This window comes from Pseudomonas sp. HMSC08G10, from assembly GCF_001808425.1.
GTDB lineage: Bacteria > Pseudomonadota > Gammaproteobacteria > Pseudomonadales > Pseudomonadaceae > Aquipseudomonas > Aquipseudomonas guariconensis.
In genome coordinates this window covers 228783-252210 of the sequence record NZ_KV793298.1, presented here as the reverse complement: position 1 = coordinate 252210, position 23428 = coordinate 228783, and the positions used below count along the sequence as shown (strand labels likewise).

The 23428-nt window shown below is 64.1% G+C and carries 20 protein-coding genes; 5 read left to right on the top strand and 15 right to left on the bottom strand.

Annotated elements, in window-relative coordinates:
• The first annotated feature begins 100 nt into the window (after positions 1-100).
• Both gabT and HMPREF3173_RS07190 read left to right on the top strand, forming a co-directional pair.
• Positions 101-1378 (top strand): 4-aminobutyrate--2-oxoglutarate transaminase, encoded by a 1278-nt coding sequence (gene gabT, locus HMPREF3173_RS07195; protein WP_043208247.1) that lies wholly within the window; start codon positions 101-103, stop codon positions 1376-1378.
• Positions 1379-1517: 139 nt separating this feature from the next.
• A complete protein-coding gene (locus HMPREF3173_RS07190) occupies positions 1518-2726 on the top strand; it encodes a response regulator (protein WP_070572039.1) in 1209 nt (402 codons plus the stop codon).
• 14 nt (positions 2727-2740) lie between these two features.
• On the opposite strand, the gene HMPREF3173_RS07185 is transcribed toward HMPREF3173_RS07190, so the two are convergent.
• Both HMPREF3173_RS07185 and desA read right to left on the bottom strand, forming a co-directional pair.
• Positions 2741-3772 carry a GGDEF domain-containing protein gene (locus HMPREF3173_RS07185; protein WP_070572272.1) on the bottom strand — a complete coding sequence of 344 codons (1032 nt, stop codon included), beginning with the start codon at positions 3770-3772 and terminating at the stop codon, positions 2741-2743.
• 98 nt (positions 3773-3870) lie between these two features.
• Positions 3871-5055: a delta-9 fatty acid desaturase DesA gene (gene desA / locus HMPREF3173_RS07180; RefSeq protein WP_070572038.1), complete on the bottom strand. Its 1185-nt coding sequence runs from the start codon at positions 5053-5055 to the stop codon at positions 3871-3873.
• 150 nt (positions 5056-5205) lie between these two features.
• On the opposite strand from desA, the gene dibA reads away from it, so the two are divergent.
• Entirely contained in the window at positions 5206-7101 is a 1896-nt protein-coding gene (gene dibA / locus HMPREF3173_RS07175) for a phosphodiesterase DibA (RefSeq protein WP_070572037.1), read from the top strand.
• A gap of 99 nt (positions 7102-7200) precedes the next feature.
• On the opposite strand, the gene HMPREF3173_RS07170 is transcribed toward dibA, so the two are convergent.
• The 9 genes from HMPREF3173_RS07170 to tcyJ all read right to left on the bottom strand — a co-directional run bounded on the left by HMPREF3173_RS07170 (position 7201) and on the right by tcyJ (position 16106).
• On the bottom strand, positions 7201-7845 hold the full coding sequence (locus HMPREF3173_RS07170) for a methionine ABC transporter permease (RefSeq protein ID WP_070572036.1): 645 nt from the start codon (positions 7843-7845) through the stop codon (positions 7201-7203).
• Entirely contained in the window at positions 7835-8941 is a 1107-nt protein-coding gene (locus tag HMPREF3173_RS07165; protein ID WP_070572035.1) for a methionine ABC transporter ATP-binding protein, read from the bottom strand. Before HMPREF3173_RS07165 ends, HMPREF3173_RS07170 begins: the two co-directional genes overlap by 11 nt.
• Before the next feature lies 1 nt (position 8942).
• Positions 8943-9743: a MetQ/NlpA family ABC transporter substrate-binding protein gene (locus HMPREF3173_RS07160; RefSeq protein ID WP_070572034.1), complete on the bottom strand. Its 801-nt coding sequence runs from the start codon at positions 9741-9743 to the stop codon at positions 8943-8945.
• Complete coding sequence (locus HMPREF3173_RS07155; protein WP_070572033.1) at positions 9736-11124, bottom strand: LLM class flavin-dependent oxidoreductase; 1389 nt, start codon at positions 11122-11124, stop codon at positions 9736-9738. Before HMPREF3173_RS07155 ends, HMPREF3173_RS07160 begins: the two co-directional genes overlap by 8 nt.
• Positions 11124-12329 (bottom strand): SfnB family sulfur acquisition oxidoreductase, encoded by a 1206-nt coding sequence (locus HMPREF3173_RS07150; protein ID WP_070572032.1) that lies wholly within the window; start codon positions 12327-12329, stop codon positions 11124-11126. The genes HMPREF3173_RS07155 and HMPREF3173_RS07150 overlap by 1 nt, the downstream gene beginning before the upstream one ends.
• A gap of 97 nt (positions 12330-12426) precedes the next feature.
• Positions 12427-13653: an SfnB family sulfur acquisition oxidoreductase gene (locus tag HMPREF3173_RS07145; RefSeq protein ID WP_070572031.1), complete on the bottom strand. Its 1227-nt coding sequence runs from the start codon at positions 13651-13653 to the stop codon at positions 12427-12429.
• Between the two features lie 235 nt (positions 13654-13888).
• Entirely contained in the window at positions 13889-14644 is a 756-nt protein-coding gene (gene tcyN / locus HMPREF3173_RS07140) for an L-cystine ABC transporter ATP-binding protein TcyN (RefSeq protein WP_043208268.1), read from the bottom strand.
• Between the two features lie 2 nt (positions 14645-14646).
• Positions 14647-15315: a cystine ABC transporter permease gene (gene tcyL, locus HMPREF3173_RS07135; protein ID WP_043208270.1), complete on the bottom strand. Its 669-nt coding sequence runs from the start codon at positions 15313-15315 to the stop codon at positions 14647-14649.
• On the bottom strand, positions 15312-16106 hold the full coding sequence (gene tcyJ, locus HMPREF3173_RS07130) for a cystine ABC transporter substrate-binding protein (protein WP_043208272.1): 795 nt from the start codon (positions 16104-16106) through the stop codon (positions 15312-15314). The genes tcyL and tcyJ overlap by 4 nt, the downstream gene beginning before the upstream one ends.
• Before the next feature lie 292 nt (positions 16107-16398).
• Here tcyJ and epsC point away from each other — a divergent pair, with 292 nt between their 5' ends.
• Both epsC and betT read left to right on the top strand, forming a co-directional pair.
• Positions 16399-17331 carry a serine O-acetyltransferase EpsC gene (epsC, locus tag HMPREF3173_RS07125; protein WP_070572270.1) on the top strand — a complete coding sequence of 311 codons (933 nt, stop codon included), beginning with the start codon at positions 16399-16401 and terminating at the stop codon, positions 17329-17331.
• A 342-nt stretch (positions 17332-17673) separates the two neighbouring features.
• The gene (betT, locus tag HMPREF3173_RS07120; RefSeq protein WP_167358082.1) at positions 17674-19635 is read left to right on the top strand and encodes a choline transporter BetT; all 1962 of its coding nucleotides are present in this window, start codon (positions 17674-17676) and stop codon (positions 19633-19635) included.
• A gap of 74 nt (positions 19636-19709) precedes the next feature.
• Here the strand turns inward: betT and tauD are convergent, their stop codons facing one another.
• From tauD to tauA, 4 genes are all read right to left on the bottom strand, one after another.
• Positions 19710-20543: a taurine dioxygenase gene (tauD, locus tag HMPREF3173_RS07115; protein ID WP_070572029.1), complete on the bottom strand. Its 834-nt coding sequence runs from the start codon at positions 20541-20543 to the stop codon at positions 19710-19712.
• A gap of 41 nt (positions 20544-20584) precedes the next feature.
• Positions 20585-21424, bottom strand: a complete 840-nt coding sequence (gene tauC, locus HMPREF3173_RS07110) for a taurine ABC transporter permease TauC (RefSeq protein WP_070572028.1) — start codon at positions 21422-21424, stop codon at positions 20585-20587.
• On the bottom strand, positions 21421-22215 hold the full coding sequence (gene tauB, locus HMPREF3173_RS07105) for a taurine ABC transporter ATP-binding subunit (RefSeq protein ID WP_043208280.1): 795 nt from the start codon (positions 22213-22215) through the stop codon (positions 21421-21423). The genes tauC and tauB overlap by 4 nt, the downstream gene beginning before the upstream one ends.
• A gap of 171 nt (positions 22216-22386) precedes the next feature.
• Complete coding sequence (gene tauA, locus HMPREF3173_RS07100; RefSeq protein ID WP_070572027.1) at positions 22387-23358, bottom strand: taurine ABC transporter substrate-binding protein; 972 nt, start codon at positions 23356-23358, stop codon at positions 22387-22389.
• Positions 23359-23428 lie beyond the last annotated feature (70 nt).

Below are 23428 nucleotides of genomic sequence, written 5' to 3'. Positions count from 1 at the left end.
CCAGGGTGTTCGCGACAGTCGATCAACGCATGCTGATCGTGAACGACCCCAGCCACCCCCGAATAACAGCGCCATTATCGTCGGCGCGAATGAGGGCATTATGAGCAAGACCAACGAATCCTTGATGCAACGCCGTGTCAACGCCGTCCCACGTGGCGTTGGCCAGATCCACCCGATCTTCGTCGACACCGCGAAGAACTCGACCGTGATCGACGTTGAAGGCCGCGAACTGATCGACTTCGCCGGCGGCATCGCAGTACTGAACACCGGCCACCTGCACCCGAAAGTGGTTGCCGCCGTTCAAGAGCAGCTGACCAAAGTCAGCCACACCTGCTTCCAGGTTCTGGCATACGAGCCCTACGTAGAGCTGTGCGAGAAGATCAACGCCATGGTCCCTGGCGACTTCGCCAAGAAGACCCTGCTGGTCTCCACCGGTTCCGAGGCCGTCGAGAACGCCGTGAAGATCGCCCGTGCCGCCACTGGCCGTGCCGGCGTGATCGCCTTCACCGGCGGCTACCACGGTCGTACCATGATGACCCTGGGCCTGACCGGCAAGGTCGTGCCTTACTCCGCTGGCATGGGCCTGATGCCAGGCGGCATCTTCCGCGCCCTGTTCCCGAGCGAACTGCACGGCATCAGCGTTGACGACGCCATCGCCTCGGTCGAGCGCATCTTCAAGAACGACGCCGAGCCACGCGACATCGCTGCCATCATCCTCGAGCCGGTACAAGGCGAAGGCGGCTTCCTGCCAGCACCGAAAGAGCTGATGAAGCGCCTGCGCGCCCTGTGCGACCAGCACGGCATCCTGCTGATCGCCGACGAAGTCCAGACCGGCGCTGGCCGTACCGGTACCTTCTTCGCCATGGAACAGATGGGCGTCGCGCCTGACCTGACCACCTTCGCCAAGTCCATCGCTGGCGGCTTCCCGCTGGCCGGTGTGTGCGGCAAGGCCGAGTACATGGACGCCATCGCTCCGGGCGGCCTGGGCGGCACCTACGCCGGTTCGCCGATCGCCTGCGCTGCGGCCCTGGCCGTCATCAAGGTGTTCGAGGAAGAGAAACTGCTGGACCGCAGCAAGGCTGTCGGTGAGCGTCTGACCACTGGCCTGCGCAAGATCCAGGAAAAGCACCCGATCATCGGTGACGTGCGTGGCCTGGGCTCGATGATCGCTGTGGAAGTCTTCGAGAAAGGCACCCACACCCCGAACGCCGCTGCCGTTGCCCAGGTCGTGGCCAAGGCACGTGACAAGGGTCTGATCCTGCTGTCCTGCGGTACTTACGGAAACGTCCTGCGTATCCTGGTTCCGCTGACCGCCGAAGACGCGCTGCTGGACAAAGGCCTGGCAATCATCGAAGAGTGCTTCGCTGAGCTGGCTTGAATCTGACGCGATGCATAAAAAAAACCCGCTTCGGCGGGTTTTTTTATGCCCAAGCCAGGCACGGGACGCTATCGTTGTCCGAGGATTTGCCCAGGATGCTGCAACGGATTGCGTGTCAAGGATTACCAGGAGCCCGCCGATGAGCGCTGCCAACCCCATCCCGCCTTGCGTACTGATTGCCGAAGGCGATCCTTGGGTGCGCGACATGCTCCGCGACATGCTGCTCAGCGTCCGCTGTGATGCCCGTTTGCAGGTCTGTGCCAATGGACCGGAGGCTTTGGCCGCGCTGGCGAGCAAACCCGACCTGATCATCGCTGCCCGCGAGTTGGTCGGCGGCGACGGCCTGGACTTGCTGCGCAACGTGCGTGCCAAGCAACAAACCGCTACCTTGCCATTCATCCTCATGAGCGAGCGCAGCGACAGTGCCAGCGTGCATGAGGTGCTGCCGCTGCATCCCACCGCTTACCTGAGTAAACCTCTGGATCTCGACAATCTGCGCAAACGCTTGGAGAAACTCCTGCTGGAGGTGGGGGAGCAGGTCGCCTGCCCGGCTCCGGCCTTGCAGCCGGGGATCAAGCTGCCGACCTACTTAGAACAACGCCGCGCCAGCGCCGATGGCGGGCCGCTGCTGGCCGATGTGCAGGTGGCAATCAAGCGTGCGCTCAACCCCCAAGGGTTGAACCTGAAGACGCTGGAAGAAGAGGTGCGCAACGATCCGCAGATCACGGCGGTGCTGATTGCCGCTGCCAACAGTGCCGCCCTGCATAGCGAAGTACCGGTGCAGACCCTGTTGCAAGCGTTGAACAAACTCGGCAGCACCCAAAGCATGAACCTTATCCTGGGCCTGGCCCTCAAGCGCAGTGCGCGCCTGAGTGACCCGTTGCTGGCGCGGCACGCGGCGCATTTCTGGGACCTTTCGCTGCACACCGCAGAGTACGCCCGCAGCCTGGCGCGCCTGCTCGAAATCGATGAAGAACGCTGCTACTGCGCGGGCTTGCTGCATTGCCTGGGCGATCTGGCCGTGCTGCGTTGCCTGCAGGAGTGGTGCCTGGCGGGCGGTGAGTTGGACGAGGACCAGGTACAACTGTCGCTCAATGAATTTGGCGCCGCTTTTGGCTCGGCGCTGCGCACGCGATGGCGCCTGCCGCTGAGCCTGCGTGAGCTGATCGCCGCGATCTATCAGCTCGGCGGTGGGGTCTATTCGCGAGAAATCCTGGCCATGAACCTGGCTGGGCAATTGTCGCGCCTGCCCGAGGAACAGGGCCTCGAGAAAGTCGCCAGCGGCAAGACGGCTCGCCTGCTCAAGCTAGGAATGGCGCAGCTGAGCCGGCTGCGCAGGCAGGAGTGAGGTCGCGCCGAGCCTCAGCCACGCACGATCTGGTTCTTGCCCTGGCGCTTGGCCTGGTACATGGCGGCGTCGGCGCGGGCGAAGAGGGTGTCGATCAGGTCGTCCGCATCGGTGAGCTCGGTCACGCCTTGGCTGACCGTGACGCCATACACTTGCTGGCCATGGTTGAAGCTCAAGTGCTGGATCTCCCGTTGCAGCCGTCCGGCGATCTGTTCGGCGATCTGGGCGGTGCAGCCTGGGAACACGGCAGCAAACTCCTCGCCGCCGATCCGCCCGAACAGATCGCCTCGGCGTAGCACGGCGCGGCCGCTGTCGGCGATGCGCTGAAGCACCTGGTCACCTTCCTGGTGGCCATAGGTGTCGTTGATCTGTTTGAAGTCATCGATGTCCAGCAGCAGGAAAGCCAGGGGCTTGCCTTCCTCCCGGGCGGTTTCCAGGGCCTGGCGGGCGCACTCGAAGAAGTGGCGGCGATTGCTGCTCTGGGTCAGCACATCGGTGGTGGCCAGGCGCTGCAGCTCGCCTTCGAGCTGTTTCTTCTCGGTGATGTCCTCGGCGATGCCGACGATGATCACGCGTTGGTCGGTGTCGCGCTGCTGGTTGACGTAGCACTTGTCGCTCAGCCAGCGCACTTGGCCGGCGGCGTTGATGATGCGGTATTCGCGATCTTCCACCGAACCTGTGTCCAGCACTTGCGCCAGGCTGCGCTCGGCGTATTCCAGGTCGTCCGGGTAGATGCTGTCGCGCCAGGCGTTGTAATCGGCCAGTACCAGGCTGGCCGGGCGACCGAAGATCCGCTCATAGGCGGGGCTGACATAGAGCACCCGGCGGGTTTCCCAGTCGAACGCCCACAGCACAGCGTTGACGCTGTCGAGCAGCGAACTGTAGAGCTGCTCGCGTTCGCTCAGGCGGGCGACTTCGCCCTGGGCATGGAGCAGGGCGAGCAGGGTCTGTGCAGCTTCCGGCGGTGGATTGCCGAAGAGGGTCGAGGTGAGGTCTTTGGCCATGAGCACGAAGCGATTCTCGGCGTGAAAGCGTGCGGCCACGATCCGGCCCGCCACGCGGGCGATATGCCGGTTTTGAGTCGGGGAGGAGAGTGAAGTTCCGGTCGGCACGCCCCAAGGCGAGGCGTGCCGATCAACGGTGCTCAGGCGCCGGAAGGGCGCAGGGAGTAGGTTTTCAGCTGGTCTGCGAAGTCGCGCAGCGCCTGGATGCCACTGGCCTCGGCCTCGTGGACCCAGTCCTTCATGGCGGCCAGCATGTCGTGGCCGTTGGCGCTGGTGCGCACCCAGATCTGTTGCAGGGCCAGGCGTTTTTCATAGATGGTCTTGAGCGACTGGCTGTGGGCGAGCATGGACTCGATGCGCACGTGATGGCGGTCCTGCAGCAGGCTCGTTTCACGCGACAGCAGGCGCTTGGCACGGCGGAAGTGGTGGCGCACCGAGGTGTCGACACGATCCAGTTCTTGCTTGACCAGTGGCGCGATGACCAGCTTGCGGTACTGGGCCATGATCTGGAAGCGGTTGTTGAGGATCGCCATCGCAGTGTCCATGTCCAGGTGCGCCTTGCCCTCGACCCGATGGGCGATCGGCGCCACGCGCTGGACCTTGGCCAGGCGCAGCAGGCACAGCAGACGAATCCACATCCAGCCCATGTCGAACTCCCAGCGCTTGACCGAGAGCTTGGCCGAGTTGGGGTAGGTGTGGTGGTTGTTGTGCAGCTCCTCGCCGCCGATCACGATGCCCCAGGGCACCAGGTTGGTAGCTGCGTCCCGGCACTCGAAGTTGCGATAGCCCAGCGCATGGCCCAGGCCATTGACCACCCCCGCGGCCCAGAAGGGAATCCACATCATTTGTACTGCCCAGATGGTGATGCCGATGGTGCCGAACAGCAGCAGGTCGATCACCGCCATCATGGCCACGCCGCCGAGCTTGTAGCGCGAATAGAGGTTGCGCTCGATCCAGTCGTCCGGGCAGTTCTTGCCATAGATGCGCAGTGTCTCGGGGTTGCGTGCCTCTTCGCGATAGAGCTCGGCGCCCTTGCGCAACACGGTGCCCAGGCCCTTGTAGACCGGGCTGTGGGGGTCGTCCGGCGTTTCGCACTTGGCGTGGTGCTTGCGATGGACGGCGGTCCATTCACGGGTGTTCTGCGCCGTGGTCAGCCACAGCCAGAAGCGGAAGAAATGTTTGAGCCCGGCGTTGAGCTCCAGGGCGCGATGGGCGGAATAGCGATGCAGGTAGAGGGTGACGCTGATGATGGTCACGTGGGTCATCAGCAGGGTGACGCCGACCAGTTGCCAGGCCGACAGATCGAGAAAACCGGAGTACCACATAGGTGTAGAGACCCTCGAAAAAACAGGGGAACCGCGCGGGCATTATCGCCGGGTGAGGAAATAAAACCAGTCACCCTTTCCGATAGGAAGTCACGGCATGTTTCAGCCTTTATAATGCCCCATTATTTTTCAGGGGCTTATCCACCCGACATGTCTGTTTCCGTTCGCGACGCCTTGCGCATGGCCGCGCTGTACTTGGTGTTCTCGTTGCTCTGGATGGTGGTGTCCGAGCAGGTGTTGCAGGGGCTTTTCGATGATTCCGAGATGCTGGCGGTCGCGCGGCAGGTCAATGCGTTCGTCTGGATACTGCTCACCACCGGGCTGATCTTCGTCTCCCGTGCCCGCCTGCTCAATTTCATCGGCATCGGTGCACAGCTGCGCAGCGAGGATCGCGAGCGTCTGCGCATGGCCGCGGCGGTGTTCGACAGCACCCTGGAAGGGGTGCTGGTGACCGACAGCAATGGTCTGATCGTGCACGTCAACCGCGCCTTCATGCGTATCACCGGCTACGCCCAGGACGAAGTCCTCGGCCAGCGTCCGAGCAAGTTCAAGTCCGGACGCCATGGCTTGCCGTTCTATCAGCAGATCTACGCTTCCCTGGCCGAGAAGGGCGAGTGGAGCGGAGAGATCTGGAACCGCCGCAAGAGCGGCGAAATCTACCCGCAGTGGCAGACGATCTGCGCCATTCGCGACGATGCCGGTGCGCTCACCCATTACGTGGCGGTGTTCAGCGACATCAGTGCGATCAAGCACACCGAGCAGGAGCTCGCCTACCTGGCGCACCACGACCCGCTGACCGGGCTGCCCAACCGCCTGCTGTTCAACGACCGCGCCGAGCAGGCCTTGGCGTCCGCCCAGGCCAACAAGCGTGGGTGTGCGTTGCTGCTGCTGGACCTCGATCATTTTCAAAGCATCAACGATGGCCTGGGCCATACTTTGGGCGACCAGTTGCTCAAACTGGTGGGCGAGCGCCTGCGCGAGCTGCTGGGCAGTGGCGTGACTCTGGCGCGCCTGGGTGGGGACGAATTCGGCGTGTTGGCCGAGAACTGCCGACAGGTTGGCCAGGCTGCAACTTTGGCCCAGGGCATCATTGAACGCCTGCGCGAGCCGTTCGTCTTCGAGGGGCATCGCCTGTTCATCAGCGTGAGCGTTGGTATCAGCCTTTTCCCAAGCGATGCGCAGAGCGCCGCGCAACTGCTGCGCAACGCCGATGCGGCGCTGTTCAAGGCCAAGAACAACGGTCGCGCCTGCTATGCCTTGTACACCGAAGAACTGACCGCCCACGCCCAGCAACGTGTGCAGACCGCTGGCGATCTGCGTCGAGCGTTGGAACAGCAGGAGTTGCGGGTGTTCTACCAGCCGGTGCACGACTTGCTGACCAACCGGTTGGTGGGCGTCGAGGCACTGGTGCGTTGGGAGCACCCCACCCGTGGGATGGTCTCACCGGGCGAGTTCATCCCTATAGCCGAGAGCACCGGGTTGATCGCCGAAATCGACGCCTGGGTACTGCGCCAATCGTGCCGGCAGATGGTGCAATGGCAGGTCGAAGGGCGTGGTCTGCAGTTCGTCGCCGTGAACATCTCCAGCCGCCTGTTCGGTCAGCGCGAGCTGTACCTGCAGGTGGCCGAGGTGCTGCACGATACCGGTCTGGATCCCGCCCTGTTGGAGCTGGAGGTCACCGAGAGCGCGGTGATGGAAGACCCGGAAGTGGCACTTGAACAGTTGCATCGGCTGCGCGAGCTGGGGCTTAGCCTGGCCATCGATGACTTCGGCACGGGTTATTCCTCGCTGCTGCGGCTCAAGCGCCTGCCGGTGCAGAAGCTCAAGATCGACCAGGGCTTCGTGGCGGGCCTGCCGTGCGACGAAGACGACATTGCCATCGTCCGGGTGATCATCGCCCTGGCCAGGAGCATGGGCATGCAGGTGCATGCCGAAGGGATCGAACAGGCCGAGCAGGCGCGCTTCCTGCTCGAGCAGCAGTGCGACCTGGGGCAGGGCTACTGGTACGGGCGGCCGTTGCCGGCGGTGGACTTGCGCTGGAGCTGAGATGCTTGGGGCTGCGTTGCAGCCCATTGCAGGCTTCGCACTTCCCACAGACCTGTAGGCGCTGGCGGAGCCTGCGATGGGGCGCGGCGGCCCCCCAAGCTAACGTTTGTTCAACCCCTTGGCCAGGCGGTCCCCGCTCAGCTGAATCACCGCCACCAGCGCCACCAGCATGGCGATAACGGTCAGCATGATCTGGCTGTCGAAGCGCTGGTACCCATAGCGATAGGCGATATCGCCCAATCCTCCCGCCCCGATGGCGCCCGCCATGGCTGAGGAGTTGATCAAGGTCACCAAGGTGATGGTGAAGCCGCCTACGATGCCTGGCAGCGCCTCGGGCAGCAGCACATGCCAGACGATGTGCCAGCGTCGGCACCCCATGGCCTGCGCCGCCTCGACCAAACCATGGTCGACTTCGCGCAGGCTCACCTCGGCGATCCGTGCGAAGAATGGCGTGGCGGCGATGGTCAGCGGGACCACGGCGGCCCACACGCCATAGGTGGTGCCGACCACAAGGCGGGTGAAGGGAATCAGCGCGACCATCAGGATCAGGAACGGGATCGAGCGGAACAGGTTGACGATCGCGCCCAGCGTTCGGTTCAGCACAGGCGCTTCGAAGATCCCGCCTTTGTCGCTGGTGACCAGCAGCACCGCCATCGGTACACCGATCAATAGCGCGATGAGCGACGACACGCCCACCATCAATAGCGTATCGAGCAACCCTTCGAGCAGACGATCAAGCCACATAACCCAGTACCTCCGCGTTCTCGGCCCAGCGTTTTGCGCGCTCGAGCAATTGGTGCGAGCTATGGGGCGAGCCCTGCACGGAAAGCACCAGTTGCCCCAGGGCGTGGGCACCAATGGTCTCGATGCCGCCTTGAAGCAGGCGTATCCGCCCGCCCAAGTCGTCGAACACGTCCGACAGCTGCGGTTCGCCCAGCAGGTCCAGGCGCAGGACCACGGCATCCCCGGGGCCAGTCGGGCTGGGGCGCAGATTGGCCTGCAGGGCAGCCGGCAGCCTGGCCTGCAAGGGCGCGAGCAAGGTGCGGGTCACCTCGTGGCGCGGAGAGCCGAATACCCGCCAGACCTCGCCCTGCTCGACGATCTCGCCGCGCTCGAGCACTACGACTCGGTGGCAGATATCACGGATCACCGCCATTTCATGGGTGATCAGCACCACGGTGAGCCCCAGGCGCTGGTTGATGTCACGCAGCAGATCGAGGATCGAAGCGGTGGTTTCAGGGTCCAGTGCCGAGGTGGCCTCGTCGCACAGCAGGATTTCGGGGTCATGCACCAGCGCCCGGGCGATGCCGACGCGTTGTTTCTGCCCACCCGACAGCTGCGCCGGGTACACGTGATGCTTGTGCGCCAGGCCCACCAGCTCCAGCAGCTCGCTGACCTTGCGCTGGCGCTCGGCCTTGGGCACGCCGGCGACCTTCAAGGGCAACTCGACGTTCTGCCACACGGTCTTGGCCGACATCAGGTTGAAGTGTTGGAAGATCATGCCGATGCGTCGGCGCAGGGCGACCAGGCGCTCTTCGTCAAAGGGGGCGATGTCGGTCTGGTCGATCAGCACCCGGCCCTGGCTGGGCTGCTCTAGGCGATTGATGGTGCGCAGCAGGGATGACTTGCCGGCGCCGCTGCGGCCAATGATGCCGAAGATCTCGCCGCGACGGATGTTCAGGTCTATGCCCTGCAAGGCGGGTTGCGCCTGGCCGGGGTAGGTCTTGCCCAGGCCGATGAAGCGCACATGGGCCTGATTGACCTCCGGGCGCAAGGCCTGCTCGCGGGCAGGCGGCGACGTATGCGGGACAGGCGCCTTGAGGGCGCTGGCGTTGCTCATCTCAGCCCTCCCAGCCGGCCTGGTACAGGCTGCCATGGGCTTTGTTCAGCGCGGCACGCACGGTCGGTGAATGCTGGTAAATGTCGACGAACTTCGCCAGGCGCGGGTCATCCTTGCTCTGTGGGCGGATCACGAACTGGATCACGTACTCCTTGTTCTCCAGGCCGTCGAACAGCAGCGCCGAGGTCGGATCGAAGCTGTTGGCCAGGCGGATGTAGGCCGGGTAGCCCTGGACCAGGTCGGCGTCGTCATAGGCCCGCACCAGTTGCACGGCCTCGACCTGCAAGATCTTCAGTTTCTTGGGGTTAGCGACGATGTCGTCTTCGGTGGCTTTGTAGCCCACGCCCGGCTTGAGGGTGATCAACCCCGCCTTGGCCAGCAATTGCAGGCCGCGCCCACTGTTGATCGGGTCGTTGGCGATGGCCACGCTGGCGCCTTCGGGCAGTTCGGCGAAGCTTTTGTAACGCTTGGAGTAGAGCCCGACGTTGTTGATGATGCCGGGGGCGTAAGGCACCAGGTTGAAGCCGGCGGCGGCCTTGGCATTTTCCAGGAACGGGATGTGTTGGAAGTAGTTCACGTCGATGTCGCCGCTGTTGAGGCTGACATTGGGGGCGATCCAGTCGCTGAACTCGATCAGCTTCACCTCCAGGCCTTGCTTGTGGGCTTCCTCCACCGCCGCTTCCAGTGGGATGGCGAAAGCTGCGGTGGTGCCGATCTTCAGCGGCTCGGCGGCCAGGGCGACGCCGCTCAGGCTCAGGGACAAGACAGCGGCCGCGACAGGCCGGAACAGTTTCTCAAGCATGGTGCAGGGCTCCAGTCGGGGCAGGGATCGGGTTGCGGTAGGTGGCGCCGGGGTGGCCGGCGGGAAGGTAGGCGTGACGAGCGCCGAACAGTTTTTCGCGCAGCGTGCCTTCGCTGTAGGCGGTCTTGTAGCGGCCACGCCGTTGCAGCTCCGGCACCACCAGGTCGATGAAGTCTTCGAAGCTTTCCGGGGTGACAGTGCGGGTCAGGTTGAAACCATCCAGGCCGGTGTGGTCGATCCAGTCAATCAACTGCTCGGCGACCTGCTCGGGCGCGCCGACCAGCGTCACGTAGCGCCCGCCCAGGGCGTGCTGTTGCAGCAGGCGGCGGCGCGTCCAGACGTTGTCCTGCAGCTGGCGGGTGGCGGACTGAATCGCGTTGCCCTTGGCAAAGCCGATCGGTTCGTCCAACCCATAGGCGGCGAAGTCGATACCCGTGGAGCTGGCAAAGTGCGCCACGCCGGCTTCGGGGCTGGCATGGCGCAGGTATTCGGCGTGCTTGGCACGGGCCTGGGCTTCGGTGGGCGCGACGATCACGGTGATGCCCATGAACACCTTGATCGCTCCTGGGTCGCGGCCAGCGGCGCGGGCGGCGGCACGGACCTTGTCGACTTGTGCGCGGGTGGCGGCTTGGTCCTGACCGCTGATGAACACGCACTCGGCGTGCTGGCCGGCGAACGCCAGGCCCCGGGGCGAACTGCCGGCCTGGAACAAGACCGGCGTGCGTTGCGGCGAAGGCTCGCACAGGTGGTAGCCCTCGACCTTGTAGAACTCGCCCTGATGCTGGACTTTGCGCACTTTGCCCGGTTCGGCATAGACCCGCCGCTCACGGTCAGCGACCACGGCGTCGTCATCCCAGCTGCCTTCGAGCAGCTTGTACAGCACTTGCAGGTATTCATCGGCTTGGTCGTAGCGCCGGTCGTGCTCGGGTTGCTGGGCCAGGCCCATGGCCCGGGCGGCGCTGTCCAGGTAACCGGTGACGATGTTCCAGCCGACCCGGCCATTGCTCAGGTGGTCGAGTGTGGAAAGGCGCCGGGCGAACAGGTAGGGCGCCTCGTAGGTGAGGTTGGCGGTCAGGCCGAAGCCCAGGTGGCGGGTGACCGAGGCCATGGCCGAGACTAGCAGTAACGGGTCATTGACCGGCAGCTGGATCGACTCCTTGAGCGTCACGTCCAGCGACTGCCCATACACGTCGTAGGTGCCGACGATATCGGCGATGAACAGGCCATCGAACAAGCCGCGCTCCAGCAGGCGCGCAAGATCGGTCCAATAGGCCAGGGTCTTGTACTGGGTCGAGGTGTCCCGTGGATGGGTCCACAGGCCATGGTTGATATGCCCGACGCAGTTCATGTTGAAGGCGTTGAGCAGGATCTCTTTGGCCATCAGATGGTCCCCCGACGCGGCGGGTTTTCCCCATTGAGGTAGTAGTTACCGATGGCGTGGTACTTCCAGCGCACCGGGTCGTGCAGGGTGTGCACTCGGGCGTTGCGCCAGTGCCGGTCCAGGTTGTGCTCGGCCAGGGTGGCCTGGCTGCCGGCCAGTTCGAACAGGGTGGTGCCGGCGGCGAGGGAGACCTCGGTGCTGATCGCCCGGGCTTCTGCCACCGCAATGGAGGCGGCGGCGACATTGTCGGCACTGCTGTCGTCGCGGGCCCGGTCGAGGAATTCCCCGGCCCGCTCCAGCAAGGCCTCGGCAGCGTGCAAGCGGATGGCCAGATGACCGAAGCTTTTGAGTGTGAGCGGGTCGTCACTGGCCTTGTCGATCCCCGCGTCGACCCACGGCCGACTGCGGGTACGCACGAAGTGCAGGGCGTCCTCGAGGGCAGCGCGGGCGATGCCGGTGTCGATGGCGGCATGGAGGATCTGCGCCAGGGGGCCGACGGGTGTCGGGCGGTCAAAGGCGCTCTGGAACGGCACTACGTCTTCCTCGCGGACCGGCACGTTGTCGAACACTACCGAACCGCTGCCGGTGGTGCGTTGGCCGAAGCCGCTCCAGTCATCGATCACTTGCAGGCCTGGACTGTCGGCGGGTACGAACACCAATTGCTGAACGCCGGCATCATCGACCACCGAGGTGGGGATGCGCTGGGCGTACAGGGCGCCGGTGGCGTAGAACTTGCGACCGTTGATACGCAGGCCATCGCCGTCGCGGCTCAGGCGGGTGGTGCGGTCGTGGGCGGTCTTGGTGCCCAGCTCGGCCAGTGCGTTGCCGAAGCGTCGGCCCGCCAGGACTTCAGCGTAGAGGCGCTGTTGCTGCTCGGGCGTGCCGTTTACCCGCAGCACTTCCAGGGCATAGAAGTGGTTCTGCGGAATCTGGCCCAGGGCGGCATCGGCCTGGGCAATGCGCGCGATGACCTTGGCCAGGGTCACGTTGGACACGCCGGCGCCGCCAAAGACTTTGGGCACGCTGATGCCCCACAGGCCGGAGCGGGTGAACAGCTCGAGTTCGGCGTAGGGCAGCAGGCGTTCGCGGTCGCGTTGGGCGCTGTCGCGCTGCAGTTGCTGGGCGAGGTCCTCGGCGACGGCCAGAGCCTGGGCATCGCTGGTGATGACCGCCGCCTTGGGGGTGGGGTGGGTCAGTGCGTTCATGTGCTTCTCCAGTGCGGATCGTAAGGGGCTGCTCCGTGCCCCATCGCAGGCTGTCGCCAGCCCTGCAGGTTCAGTGCAGGTGCTGGCGCAGGCTCACTCAAATCCAGGAATGACGGGCAGGGCGGGTACCGTTGAGGTGCCAGGCGCCGACGGCGTGGTATTTCCAGCGCACCGGGTCGTGCAGCGTATGCACGCGGGCATTGCGCCAGTGGCGGTCGAGGTTGAATTCGGCGAGGGTGGCGCGGCTGCCGGCCAGCTCGAACAGCTTCTCGCTGGCCTGTAGGGCCACCTCGGTGGTCAGCACCTTGGCCTCGGCCACGGCGATCGAGGCGCGGGCTGCCGACGCTTCGTCCACCGGACCTGCATTGACCTCGTCGAGTACCTGGGCGGCCTTGCGCAGCAAGACCTCGGCGGCATGCAGCTCCAGCTTCAGACGGCCGATGTCGGCGATCACATAGGGGTCATCGCTGGCTCTATCCACCTTGGCTTCGATCCAGGGGCGGGATTTTTCCCGCACGAAGGCAATGGCATCGTCGATGGCCGCTTCGGCGATACCGGCATCGATGGCGGCCTGGATCAACTGCGAGGCCGCGCCCTGGGTGTTGGGCACCTCGCGCTGGCGCCAGTTGTCCACCACCAGCTCGGCGTCCACCGGGACTTGATCCAGCAACACGGTGCCGCTGGCGGTGGTGCGCTGGCCAAAGCCGGACCAGTCGTCGACGATGCGCAGGCCCGGGCTGCCCCGGCGGACGAAGGCCAGGCGCTGGCGGCCCTCTTCATCCAGGGCTTTGACCGCGACCCAATGGGCGAACAGGGCGCCGGTGGAATAGAACTTCTCGCCGCTGATGCGATATTGCTCACCGTCACGGACGATCCGTGCCTTGAGGGTGAGGGTGTCCTTGGTGCCACGTTCAGGCCCGGCATTGCCGATGCGCCAGCCGTCGAGCACGGAGCGGAACAGCACGGCTTGCTGGGCCTCGGTGGCGGTCAGGCGCAGCAGTTGAATCATGCCGAATTGGTTCTGTGGGATCTGTCCCAGGGCCGGGTCGGCTGCGCTGATCACGCGGAAGACTTCGGCGATGGTCTGGAACGAGACCTCGGGTCCGCCAAAGGCTTTGGGAATGCTGATGCTGCCCAAGCCGCTGCGGGTGAATTGTTCGATCTCGGCCCAGGGCAGCTTGCGCTGCTGGTCGCGGCGCGAGGCCTGTTGACGGGCCGCGTCGGCCAGTTCCCGAGCGGCCTGGAGGGCCTCGGCGTCGTTGCGCAATACCTTGGCCGGCAGTAGCGGGGGTGAGCTGTCGAGATCGCTTGTGGACCAGACCATTCCTTACCTCACAAAAGTTAAAAGCGTCGCTGGCGGCGACTGACGTTTGCTGGTCCGGTGGTCCGGTTTATATACCCTATTCGCTTATAAAAACTTTATGAACTAACTTTTTGGACTATGTATAGAAGCCATGCTTTTGTGTCGCGCACGCGAACGCATCCGCGGGCAAACCCGCTCCTACAGAACTGTGGGAGTGGGTTTACCCGCGAATAGGTAAGGGGGACAGCGAGAAAAATCAGCCGGCTGCGGTGCCCAGGAACTTGCGCAGGAACTGCCGCGTCCGCTCTTCCTTGGGATTGGCGAACAGCGCCTTGGCTTCACCCTGCTCCACGATCACGCCCTTGTCGAAGAAGATCACCCGGTTGGCCACGTCCCGGGCAAAGCTCATCTCGTGGGTGACAATGATCATGGTGCGCTTTTCCTCGGCCAGGCCGCGGATGGTCGCCAGCACCTCGCCGACCAGCTCAGGATCGAGCGCAGAGGTCGGTTCGTCGAAGAGGATCACTTCCGGCTCCATGGCCAGGGCCCGGGCGATGGCCACCCGTTGCTGCTGGCCACCGGACAGCCGCCGAGGGTAGGCGTCTTCCTTGCCCGCCAGACCGACCTTGGCCAGCAGGCGCCGGCCCAGTTCGACGGCTTTGTCCCGGGGTGTCTTCTTGACGATCACCGGCCCTTCGATGACGTTCTCCAGGGCGGTGCGGTGGGGAAACAGGTTGAAGTTCTGGAACACGAAGCCGGCCTGCTGGCGCAGGCGCCGGATCGCGCCTTGCTGGCTGCCCAGCGAGCGGTTGGCGTCGATGCTGATGTCGCCAATCTGGATGCGTCCGGCGTCGGGCGTTTCCAGCAGGTTGAGGCAACGCAGGAAGGTGGTCTTGCCCGAACCACTGGGGCCGATGATGGCCACCACTTCGCCGGGCTGGACGGTCAGGTCGATGCCGTTGAGCACGGTCTGGCCCTTGAACTGCTTGGTCAGGCCTTCTACTACGATCATCTTCAGTGCTCCTGGTCGTGCTGGTTGACCCGCGCTTCCATGCGGTTCTGGAAGTGCGCAAGGATGGTGCACAGGATCCAGTAGATCACTGCCACAGCCAGGTACATGGTGAAGACTTCGAAGGTCCGGGCGGTGATCAGCTGCGCCTGGCGGAACAGCTCAGGCACCTGGATGGTCGCCGCCAGGGCGGTGTCCTTGACCAGGGAAATGAAGCTGTTGCCCAGCGGCGGCAAGGCGGTGCGCATGGCCTGGGGCAGGATCGCTCGGCGCATGGCCTGGGTGCGGGTCATGCCGATGCTGGCGGCAGCCTCCCATTGGCCACGGTCGATCGAAGAGATCGCCGCGCGCAGGATTTCGCAGATGTACGCGGCCATGTTCAGCGAAAGGCCGATCAGCGAAGCCGGGATCGGGTCGAGTTCGATACCGATCTGCGGCATGCCGAAATAGATCACGAACAGCTGCACCAGCAGCGGCGTGCCACGGAAGAACGACACATACACCCGGGCCAGCCAGTCCAGCGGCAGGATCTTCGAGCGGCGCATCAGGGCCAGGGCAAAGCCCAGGACCAGGCCGAAGAACATGCCGCCTACACTGAGCAGCACCGTATAACCCGCGCCCTTCAACAGGAAGGGCGTGGAGTCGATGACAAGTTGCAGGCTTTCGGAAATCATTTAGTGACGTCGGCACCGAAATATTTCTCGGACAGCTTGGCCAAGGTCCCGTCGGCCTTGAGCTTGTCCAGCGCCTTGTTGATCGCCTCGAGCAGTTCAGGCTCGCCCTTGCGCAGGGCCACGCCCGACTCCAGGCGCGAGAAGGCTTCGCCGGCGAGTTCGGTGTCCTTGGCTTTCTGGGCGTATTCCAGGGCGGCCAGGCGGTCGATCAGGATGGCGTCGATGCGGCCGTTGCGCAGGTCGGCGAATTTGCTCGGGTCGTCTTCATAGGTGCGCACGTCGGCTTGAGGAACGTCCTTCTTCACCCACTGCTCGTAGTTGGTGCCCAGGCCTACGCCGACCTTCTTGCCGGCGAGGTCCGCGGCCTTGTGAATGTTCAGCTGGTCGGCTTTCTTCTTCAGGATCAGGGCCTGGATGCCGGAGATGGTGTAGGGCTCGGAGAAGTCATACTTCTTCTTGCGCTCGTCGGAAATGGTTACCTGGTTGATCACCACGTCCAGGCGCTTGGACTCCAGCGCGGCGAGGATGCCGTCCCACTTGGTTGGCTGCAGCTTGGCCTTCACGCCCAGCTCTTTGGCCAGCAGTTCGGACAGCTCGACCTCGAAGCCGGCGAGCTTGCCGTTTTCGTCAACGAAGCTGAAGGGTGGGTAGGTGCCTTCCAGGCCGACGCTGATGCTGCCTTTTTCCTGGATGGTCTTGAGCTGCTCGCCTGCGAACGCATGGCTGAACAGGCCGGTACCAAGCACAAGGGCCAGGCTGGCATTGAGAAGGGGTTTGGCGAATTTGGTCATGTAGGGCCCCGCGCTTGTTGTGGAAGTAGTGGGTGGCGACTATAGAGGTGGCCTTTATAGGCCTGGAAATAATAAAAATTTATTTTGTTATTTCTTTTTATAAGCATTGTCGAATTGGACAGCATTGAGGGTAGGCGAGGATTACACACTCTGTCAGCGCTGCTTATACCCGACTTAGCGCAGGATGGAATAAAGCGTTGTTTTTTCCAAGTACTGGATTTGCCGTACAGTTGAATCCATAGCGCGGCCCGCTCCCATGAAGGCCCGCACAGCCTCGATCCAGGAGACCACCGTGAGCGAACATCCATCCACCGGACACTGGCAACTGCAGACCATCGTCAGCGACCTGCGCAGCGCCCGCGAGCAATGGCGAACCCGCAATGGCCGCAGCAGCGGCGAACAGGGCGGGCGCGAGCTGCCTTCGCGCGAGGCGATGCGCCAGATTCTCGAGCAGCTGTGCGGGGCGTTGTTCCCCATGCGTTTGGGCCCGGTGGACCTGCGTGAAGAGAGCGAAGACTTCTATGTCGGGCATACCTTGGATGCCGCACTCACTGCGTTACTGGCCCAGGCACGCCTGGAACTGCGCTATGCCTCGCGCCATGGCAAGGCCGAGGTGGAGGACGTCGACGCCCATGCCCTGCAGCTGATCCAAGGCTTTGCCGCGGCACTGCCAAGCCTGCGTGTACTGCTCGATACCGACGTGCTGGCCGCTTATCACGGTGACCCGGCGGCGCGCAGCGTCGATGAGGTGCTGCTGTGCTATCCGGGGATCCTGGCGATCATCCATCACCGCCTGGCTCACCACTTGTACCGGGCCGGCCTGCCGTTGCTGGCGCGGATCAGCTCGGAGCTGGCGCATTCGGCCACCGGCATCGATATTCACCCCGGCGCCCAGATCGGCCCGAGTTTCTTCATCGATCATGGCACCGGCGTGGTGATCGGCGAGACCGCGATCATCGGCGAGCGGGTGCGCATCTACCAGGCCGTGACCCTGGGCGCCAAGCGCTTCCCGGCGGACGAGACCGGCATGTTGCACAAGGGCGAGCCGCGCCACCCGATCGTCGAGGACGATGTAGTCATCTACGCCGGGGCCACCATCCTTGGGCGGATCACCATCGGCAAGGGCTCGACCATCGGCGGCAATGTCTGGTTGACCCGCAGTGTGCCGGCCGAGAGCAACATCACCCAGGCGAATCTGCAGTTGGAGTGTGAAGGGCAGAAATAGCCCGTAACCGATGCCTTCTATGGCGCCCCATTCGCGGTTGTAACCGCGCCTACAGGTCCGGCGCTGACGCCAGGATCGAGCTGGACTTGTAGGCGCGGGTTCAACCGCGAACGTGTCGGAATTCACTGCAAATGACCGGTTCAGCGGTCGGGCGAGGTCGCGTTGAAAACCGATCCGTGTTTAACTTGAACGCTTGTTCAAAGTAAAAACGCTGGTCCATTGCCGGTGTTCAACAGGAGGATCCCCTTTGCTGAACCCGTTCAATCCGAGTCTTTCAACGCTGCATGAGGTGCGCGCCCAATGAGTGCACCGACCCCCTCACTTGCCAATGGCAAGATCCGCATGAACCCTCCGGTGTTCTACTTCGCGGCCAGTTTCATTCTCATCTTCGGCCTGGTGGTCATCGCCAACCCCAAAGCGGCGGGCGACTGGTTGCTCGCGGCGCAGAACTGGGCGGCCAACACCGTCGGCTGGTACTACATGCTGGCCATGACCCTGTACCTGGTCTTCGTGGTGGTCACCGCCTTGTCGGGCTACGGCAAGATCAAGCTCGGTGCTGACCACGACGAGCCCGAGTTCAGCTACCTGTCCTGGGCTGGGATGCTGTTCGCCGCCGGCATCAGCATCACCTTGTTCTTCTTCTGCGTCTCCGAACCGCTCACCCACATGCTGCAACCGCCCCAGGGCGAGGGTGGCACGGTGGAGGCCGGGCGCCAGGCAATGGAGCTGCTGTTCCTGCACTGGGGCCTGCATGGCTGGGGCGTGTTCGCCTTCGTCGGCATGGCCCTGGCGTATTTCGCCTATCGCCACAATCTGCCATTGGCGCTGCGTTCGGCACTGTATCCATTGATCGGCAAACGCATCAACGGGCCGATCGGCTACGCCGTCGACGGCTTTGGCATCATCGCCACGGTCTTCGGCTTGGGCGCCGACATGGGCTTTGGTGTGCTGCACCTGAACGCGGGCCTGGATTACCTGTTCGACATCAGCCACAGCCAGTGGATACAGGTCGCGCTCATCGTCCTGATGATGGGCGCCGCGGTGGCTGTGGCGGTCGCCGGGGTGGAAAAGGGGGTGCGGGTGATGAGCGACATCAACCTGTTCCTGGCCTGTGCGCTGCTGCTGTTCGTGCTGTTCGCAGGACCCACCCAGCACCTGTTCAACACCTTGATCCAGAACCTGGGCGACTACCTCGGCGCCTTGCCGCGCAAGAGCTTCGATGTCTATGCCTATGGCGAGAACCGCGACTGGCTGGGCGGCTGGACCGTGTTCTACTGGGCCTGGTGGATTGCCTGGGCGCCGTTCGTGGGGCTGTTCATCGCACGTATCTCCCGTGGCCGGACCATCCGCGAGTTCGTCTTCGGTGTGCTGTTGATCCCGCTGGGCTTCACCCTGGCGTGGATGTCGATCTTCGGCAACAGCGCCATGACCCAGGTGCTCGACCACGGCATGACCGCCCTGGGCCAATCGGCCTTGGAAAACCCGTCCATGAGCCTGTACCTGCTGCTGGAGACCTACCCGTGGAGCAAGACCGTCATCGCGGTGACGGTGTTCATCAGCTTCGTGTTCTTCGTCACATCGGCGGATTCCGGCACCGTCGTGCTCTCCACGCTGTCGGCCAAGGGCGGCGATGCTGATGAGGATGGCCCGAACTGGCTGCGCATCTTCTGGGGCGCCATGACCGCGTTGATCACCAGCAGCCTGCTGTTCGCCGGCAGCATCGACTCGCTCAAGTCGGCGGTGGTGCTGACGTCGCTGCCGTTCTCGCTGATCCTGCTGTGCATGATGTGGGGGCTGCACAAAGCGTTCTACCTGGAGTCCCAGCGGCAGATCGCGCAGATGCACTCGCTCGCGCCGTTCGCCGTGTCGCGCCGTGGCCGGGGTGGCTGGCGCCAGCGCTTGAGCCAGGCGGTGCACTTCCCGTCACGCGATGAGGTGTACCGCTTCATGGACGACGTGGTGCGCCCGGCCATTGGCGAGGTGACTGAAGTCTTCGTGCAGAAGGGTTTGAACGTGATCACCCAGGACGATCCGAGCCACGACAACGTCAGCTTGAAGATCGGGTTGGGCGAGGAGCAGCCGTTCATCTATCAAGTGCAGATGCGCGGGTATTTCACCCCGTCGTTCGCCTTGGCCGGGTTGGGCACCCAAGAGCTGAAGAACCGCCGTTACTACCGCGCCGAGGTGCATCTGTCCGAAGGTAGCCAGAACTACGACCTGGTGGGCTACAACAAGGAGCAGATCATCAACGACATCCTCGACCAGTATCAGCGGCACATGCAGTTCCTGCATCTGGTCCGGTAGTCGCCTCTTCGCAGGTAAATCCGCGCCCACAAGGATCGTTACAAGCCCTGTGGAAGCGGGTTTACCCGCGACCTTCAGAACGGCGCATCCCCCAGGATGGTCGCCCGATGCATCACCCGTCGGCTCGGCCGGTAGTCATCCACCGCATAGTGCTGGGTCACCCGGTTGTCCCAGAACGCTACGTCGTTCTCTTGCCACCGCCAGCGGATCGTGAACTCGGGCCGGGTTGCATGGGCGAACAGCAGCTTGAGCAGCGCCTCGCTCTCCTGCTCGTTCAGTTCGTTGATCCGCGTGGTGAATCCTTCGTTGACGAACAGCGCCTTGCGCCCGCTGACCGGGTGGGTACGCACCACCGGGTGCGACAGCGGCGGGTTGTTGCGCCGGGTGGTTTCCCACCGCGCTAGGTCTTCGGGCGTGGTGCCGAAGCGCTCGAGCGGGAAGGACTTGGTGAAGTCGTGGGTGGCGGTCAGGCCATCGAGCATCTCCCGCAGTGGCGCCGACAGCGCCTCGAAGGCCGCGATGCCGCTGGCCCACAGGGTATCGCCGCCGAAGGCGGGCAACTGCTTGGCGCTGAGCACCGCGCCCAGGGCGGGCGTGGGCAGGAACGTCACGTCGGTGTGCCAGACCGCATTGTCGCGCACGTCGGTGACGGCAGTGTCCAGGACCAGCACCTGCGGGGTATCCGGCACGTTGGGGTAGATCGGGTGGATGTGCAGGTCGCCGAAGCGGGCGGCGAAGCGGGCCTGTTGCTCAGGGGTGATGGGCTGGTCTCGGAAGAACAGCACCTGGTGCTTGAGCAAGGCCTGCTCGATGGCATCGCGTTGCTCGACGCTGATATCGCGGGAGAGGTCCACGCCACTGATCTGGGCGCCGAGCGCTGGGCTCAGGGGGGTGATGGTCAGGCTCATGTCGGTCTCGCTTGAATGTTTTGTGCCGGAGCAGGTGTTCATCAGTGGCTTTGCCCGTGCCAGGGCACCAGCTTGCGTTGCAGGGCGCGCAGGCCCATTTCCAGGGCGAAGGCGATCAGGGCGATCAGCAGGATCCCCAGTACCACCACATCGGTGACCAGAAACTGCGCCGCCGACTGCACCATGAAGCCCAGGCCGCTGGTGGCGGCGATCAGCTCGGCGGCCACCAGGGTCGACCAGCCGACCCCAAGGCCGATACGAATGCCGGTGAGGATGTCGGGCAGTGCACTGGGCAGGATCACATGGCGGATCAACTGCGCCTTGGTCGCGCCCAGGGACTGGGCGGCGCGCAGCTTGGCCGGGTCGACGGTGCGCACGCCGGTAGCGGTGGCGATGGCGATCGGGGCGAAGATGGCGAGGTAGATCAACAGCACCTTCGACAGCTCGCCAATGCCACACCAGATCACGATCAGCGGCAGGTAGGCCAGCGGCGGGATCGGCCGATAGAACTCGATCAGCGGGTCGAGAATGCCGCGGGCGACGCGGTTGTGGCCGATGGCCAGGCCCACCGGGATGGCAGTCAGGGCGGCGGCGACCAGGGCCAGGCCGATCCGTCCGAGGCTTGCGCACAGGTGCTGCCAGAGGCTGGCGTCCATGTAGCCCCGGGTGAGCAAGGTCCAGGCCTTGGCCAGGATATCGGCGGGCGAGGGCAAAAACAGCGGCTCGATCCAGCCGGCGGCGGTCACCAGCCACCAGGCCAGCAGCAGGCTGGCCAGAGTCAGGGCGCTGATCCAGCGGGTGGGCAACGGGCGGCGTACCTTGGCGGTTGGGGTTGGCCGGGCGACAGGTTTGTCGGCGGCCGTCAGGTCCAGGCTGCTCATGCGGACTCCTGCCGACGGGCGGCTTCGCGTTGAGAGAACACCCGCGCCAGGACGTGCTCGCGGGTCTCGATGAAACGTGGGTCGGACTTAATCGCCCGGGCCGATTCACCCGCGGCGTAGCGTTGGCCAAAATCCAGGTGCAGGCGTTCGACCACCCGTCCAGGATTGGGCGCTAGCAACACCAGCTCGCTGGCCAGGAACACGGCTTCCTCGATGTCATGGGTGATCAGGAACACCGGCTTGGCGGTGCGCTGCCAGACCTGCAGCAGTAGCTCCTGCATCTGCTCGCGGGTGAAGGCGTCGAGGGCGCCGAAGGGTTCGTCCATCAGCAGCACGCGCGGGTCGGCGGCCAACGCGCGGGCCAGGCCCACGCGCTGCTTTTGCCCGCCGGAAAGTTGCCAGATACGCCGGTCGCCGAATCCCGCGAGGTCGACCAGCGCGAGCATTTCCCGGGCCTTGGCTTCGCGTTCTGCGCGGGCGACGCCTGCCAGCTCAAGGCCGAAGGCGACGTTGCCCAGGACGTTCTGCCAAGGCAGCAGCGCGTCATCCTGGAACACCACGCCGCGCTCGGCACCCGGGCCTTCGACCGGCTTGCCGTCGAGGGTGATGCGACCGGCGCTGGGGGCGACGAAGCCGGCAATGAGGTTGAGCAGCGAAGTCTTGCCGCTGCCGGAGGGGCCCAGGGCCACCAGCAACTGGCGTGGCCCCAGGCTCAGGTTGATGTCGGTCAGCACCGGGGCATCGGTGCCGGGGTACTGTGCGCTGATACGCTCCAGTTCGAGCAAGGCCATGGCAGGCTCCGTCGTGACGTGTCGTGCGAGGGTGGGAGGTTGCGCGGTTCTGGGGGAGCGGGTTTACCCGCGAATGCTGTTTTGAATTCACCGACACATTCGCGGGTAAATCCGCTCCCACATGTTCTGCGCTGCTCTCGATAACACCGCTGTACCTGTGGGAGAGCTGGATCAGTTGGGCAGGTACTGGGCGCTGACGTACGGTGAGTAGTCCGGCAGCACCGCCTCGACCTTGCCCTGTTGCTTGAGGAAGTTGGCCGTGTCGGTCAGTGCCTGGGTGGTCGGAGCACCCAAAGCGCTGGCCTGGTCGCTGGCCAACGGGTAGACGTTGCCCTGCAGCAGTACCGGGATGTCGGTGGGCTTGGCGCCGGACAGCTTGGCCAGTTTGCTGACGTTGTCGGGGTTGGCCAGCCAGGCTTTCGGGTCCTTGCGGTAGTCGGCGTAGGCGTCGAGGGTGACCTTGGCGAACGATTTGACGATGTCCGGGTGCTTGGCGGCGAAGTCTTTACGCACGATCCACGCATCGAAGGTCGGGGCGCCTTTGCTGGCCAGCTCGCCGGAAGTGATCAGCACGTTACCGTTTTCCTTGGCCACGCCCAGGGCGGGGTCCCAGACGTAGGTGGCATCGATGTCGCCACGCTTCCAGGCGGCGATGATCGCAGGAGGGGCGAGATTGAGGATCTGCACCTTGCTCGGGTCGATGTTCCAGTTCTTGAGGGCGGCCAGCAGGCTGTAGTGGCCGGTGGAAACGAACGGTACGGCGACCTTCTTGCCGATCAGATCCTGCGGCGTCTTGATGCTGTCGCGGGCGACCAGCGCTTCGCCTGCGCCAATCTGAGTGGCGATAAGGAAGGTCTCCACCGGCAGCTTGCGGGTGGCCGCGGCAGCCAGGGGGCTGGAGCCCAGGTAGCCGATCTGCACATCGCCGGAGGCCACGGCGGTGATCACGTCGGCGCCATTGTCGAATTTGCGCCAGTCGATGCTGGCATTGCTGGCTTTTTCATAGGTGCCATCGACCTGGGCGACCTTGGCTGGGTCGACGGTGGTCTGGTAGGCGACGGTCAAGTCGGCGGCCTGGGCAAGCCAGCTGGCACTGGCGAGGGTCAGGGCGGCGAACAGGCGCAACGGAGTGTGCGGGATCATGGATGAGCTCCTCGTCAGGCAAATCAGGGCTGGGTTGACGAAGAGACTAAGTGATCTAAGAAATCAAAAA

Excerpts from the sequence above, each read along its gene's own strand:
- HMPREF3173_RS07145 (WP_070572031.1), bottom strand. The coding sequence starts at position 13,653 with ATGGTCTGGTCCACAAGCGATCTCGACAGCTCACCCCCGCTACTGCCG.
- HMPREF3173_RS07165 (WP_070572035.1), bottom strand. The coding sequence starts at position 8,941 with ATGAGCAACGCCAGCGCCCTCAAGGCGCCTGTCCCGCATACGTCGCCG.
- tcyN (WP_043208268.1), bottom strand. The coding sequence starts at position 14,644 with ATGATCGTAGTAGAAGGCCTGACCAAGCAGTTCAAGGGCCAGACCGTG.
- tauD (WP_070572029.1), bottom strand. The coding sequence starts at position 20,543 with ATGAGCCTGACCATCACCCCCCTGAGCCCAGCGCTCGGCGCCCAGATC.
- tauB (WP_043208280.1), bottom strand. The coding sequence starts at position 22,215 with ATGGCCTTGCTCGAACTGGAGCGTATCAGCGCACAGTACCCCGGCACC.
- dibA (WP_070572037.1), top strand. The coding sequence starts at position 5,206 with ATGTCTGTTTCCGTTCGCGACGCCTTGCGCATGGCCGCGCTGTACTTG.
- HMPREF3173_RS07150 (WP_070572032.1), bottom strand. The coding sequence starts at position 12,329 with ATGAACGCACTGACCCACCCCACCCCCAAGGCGGCGGTCATCACCAGC.
- HMPREF3173_RS07160 (WP_070572034.1), bottom strand. The coding sequence starts at position 9,743 with ATGCTTGAGAAACTGTTCCGGCCTGTCGCGGCCGCTGTCTTGTCCCTG.
- gabT (WP_043208247.1), top strand. The coding sequence starts at position 101 with ATGAGCAAGACCAACGAATCCTTGATGCAACGCCGTGTCAACGCCGTC.
- tauC (WP_070572028.1), bottom strand. The coding sequence starts at position 21,424 with ATGAGCAGCCTGGACCTGACGGCCGCCGACAAACCTGTCGCCCGGCCA.
- HMPREF3173_RS07190 (WP_070572039.1), top strand. The coding sequence starts at position 1,518 with ATGAGCGCTGCCAACCCCATCCCGCCTTGCGTACTGATTGCCGAAGGC.
- tcyL (WP_043208270.1), bottom strand. The coding sequence starts at position 15,315 with ATGATTTCCGAAAGCCTGCAACTTGTCATCGACTCCACGCCCTTCCTG.
- tcyJ (WP_043208272.1), bottom strand. The coding sequence starts at position 16,106 with ATGACCAAATTCGCCAAACCCCTTCTCAATGCCAGCCTGGCCCTTGTG.
- desA (WP_070572038.1), bottom strand. The coding sequence starts at position 5,055 with ATGTGGTACTCCGGTTTTCTCGATCTGTCGGCCTGGCAACTGGTCGGC.
- HMPREF3173_RS07155 (WP_070572033.1), bottom strand. The coding sequence starts at position 11,124 with ATGGCCAAAGAGATCCTGCTCAACGCCTTCAACATGAACTGCGTCGGG.
- HMPREF3173_RS07170 (WP_070572036.1), bottom strand. The coding sequence starts at position 7,845 with ATGTGGCTTGATCGTCTGCTCGAAGGGTTGCTCGATACGCTATTGATG.
- betT (WP_167358082.1), top strand. The coding sequence starts at position 17,674 with ATGAACCCTCCGGTGTTCTACTTCGCGGCCAGTTTCATTCTCATCTTC.
- tauA (WP_070572027.1), bottom strand. The coding sequence starts at position 23,358 with ATGATCCCGCACACTCCGTTGCGCCTGTTCGCCGCCCTGACCCTCGCC.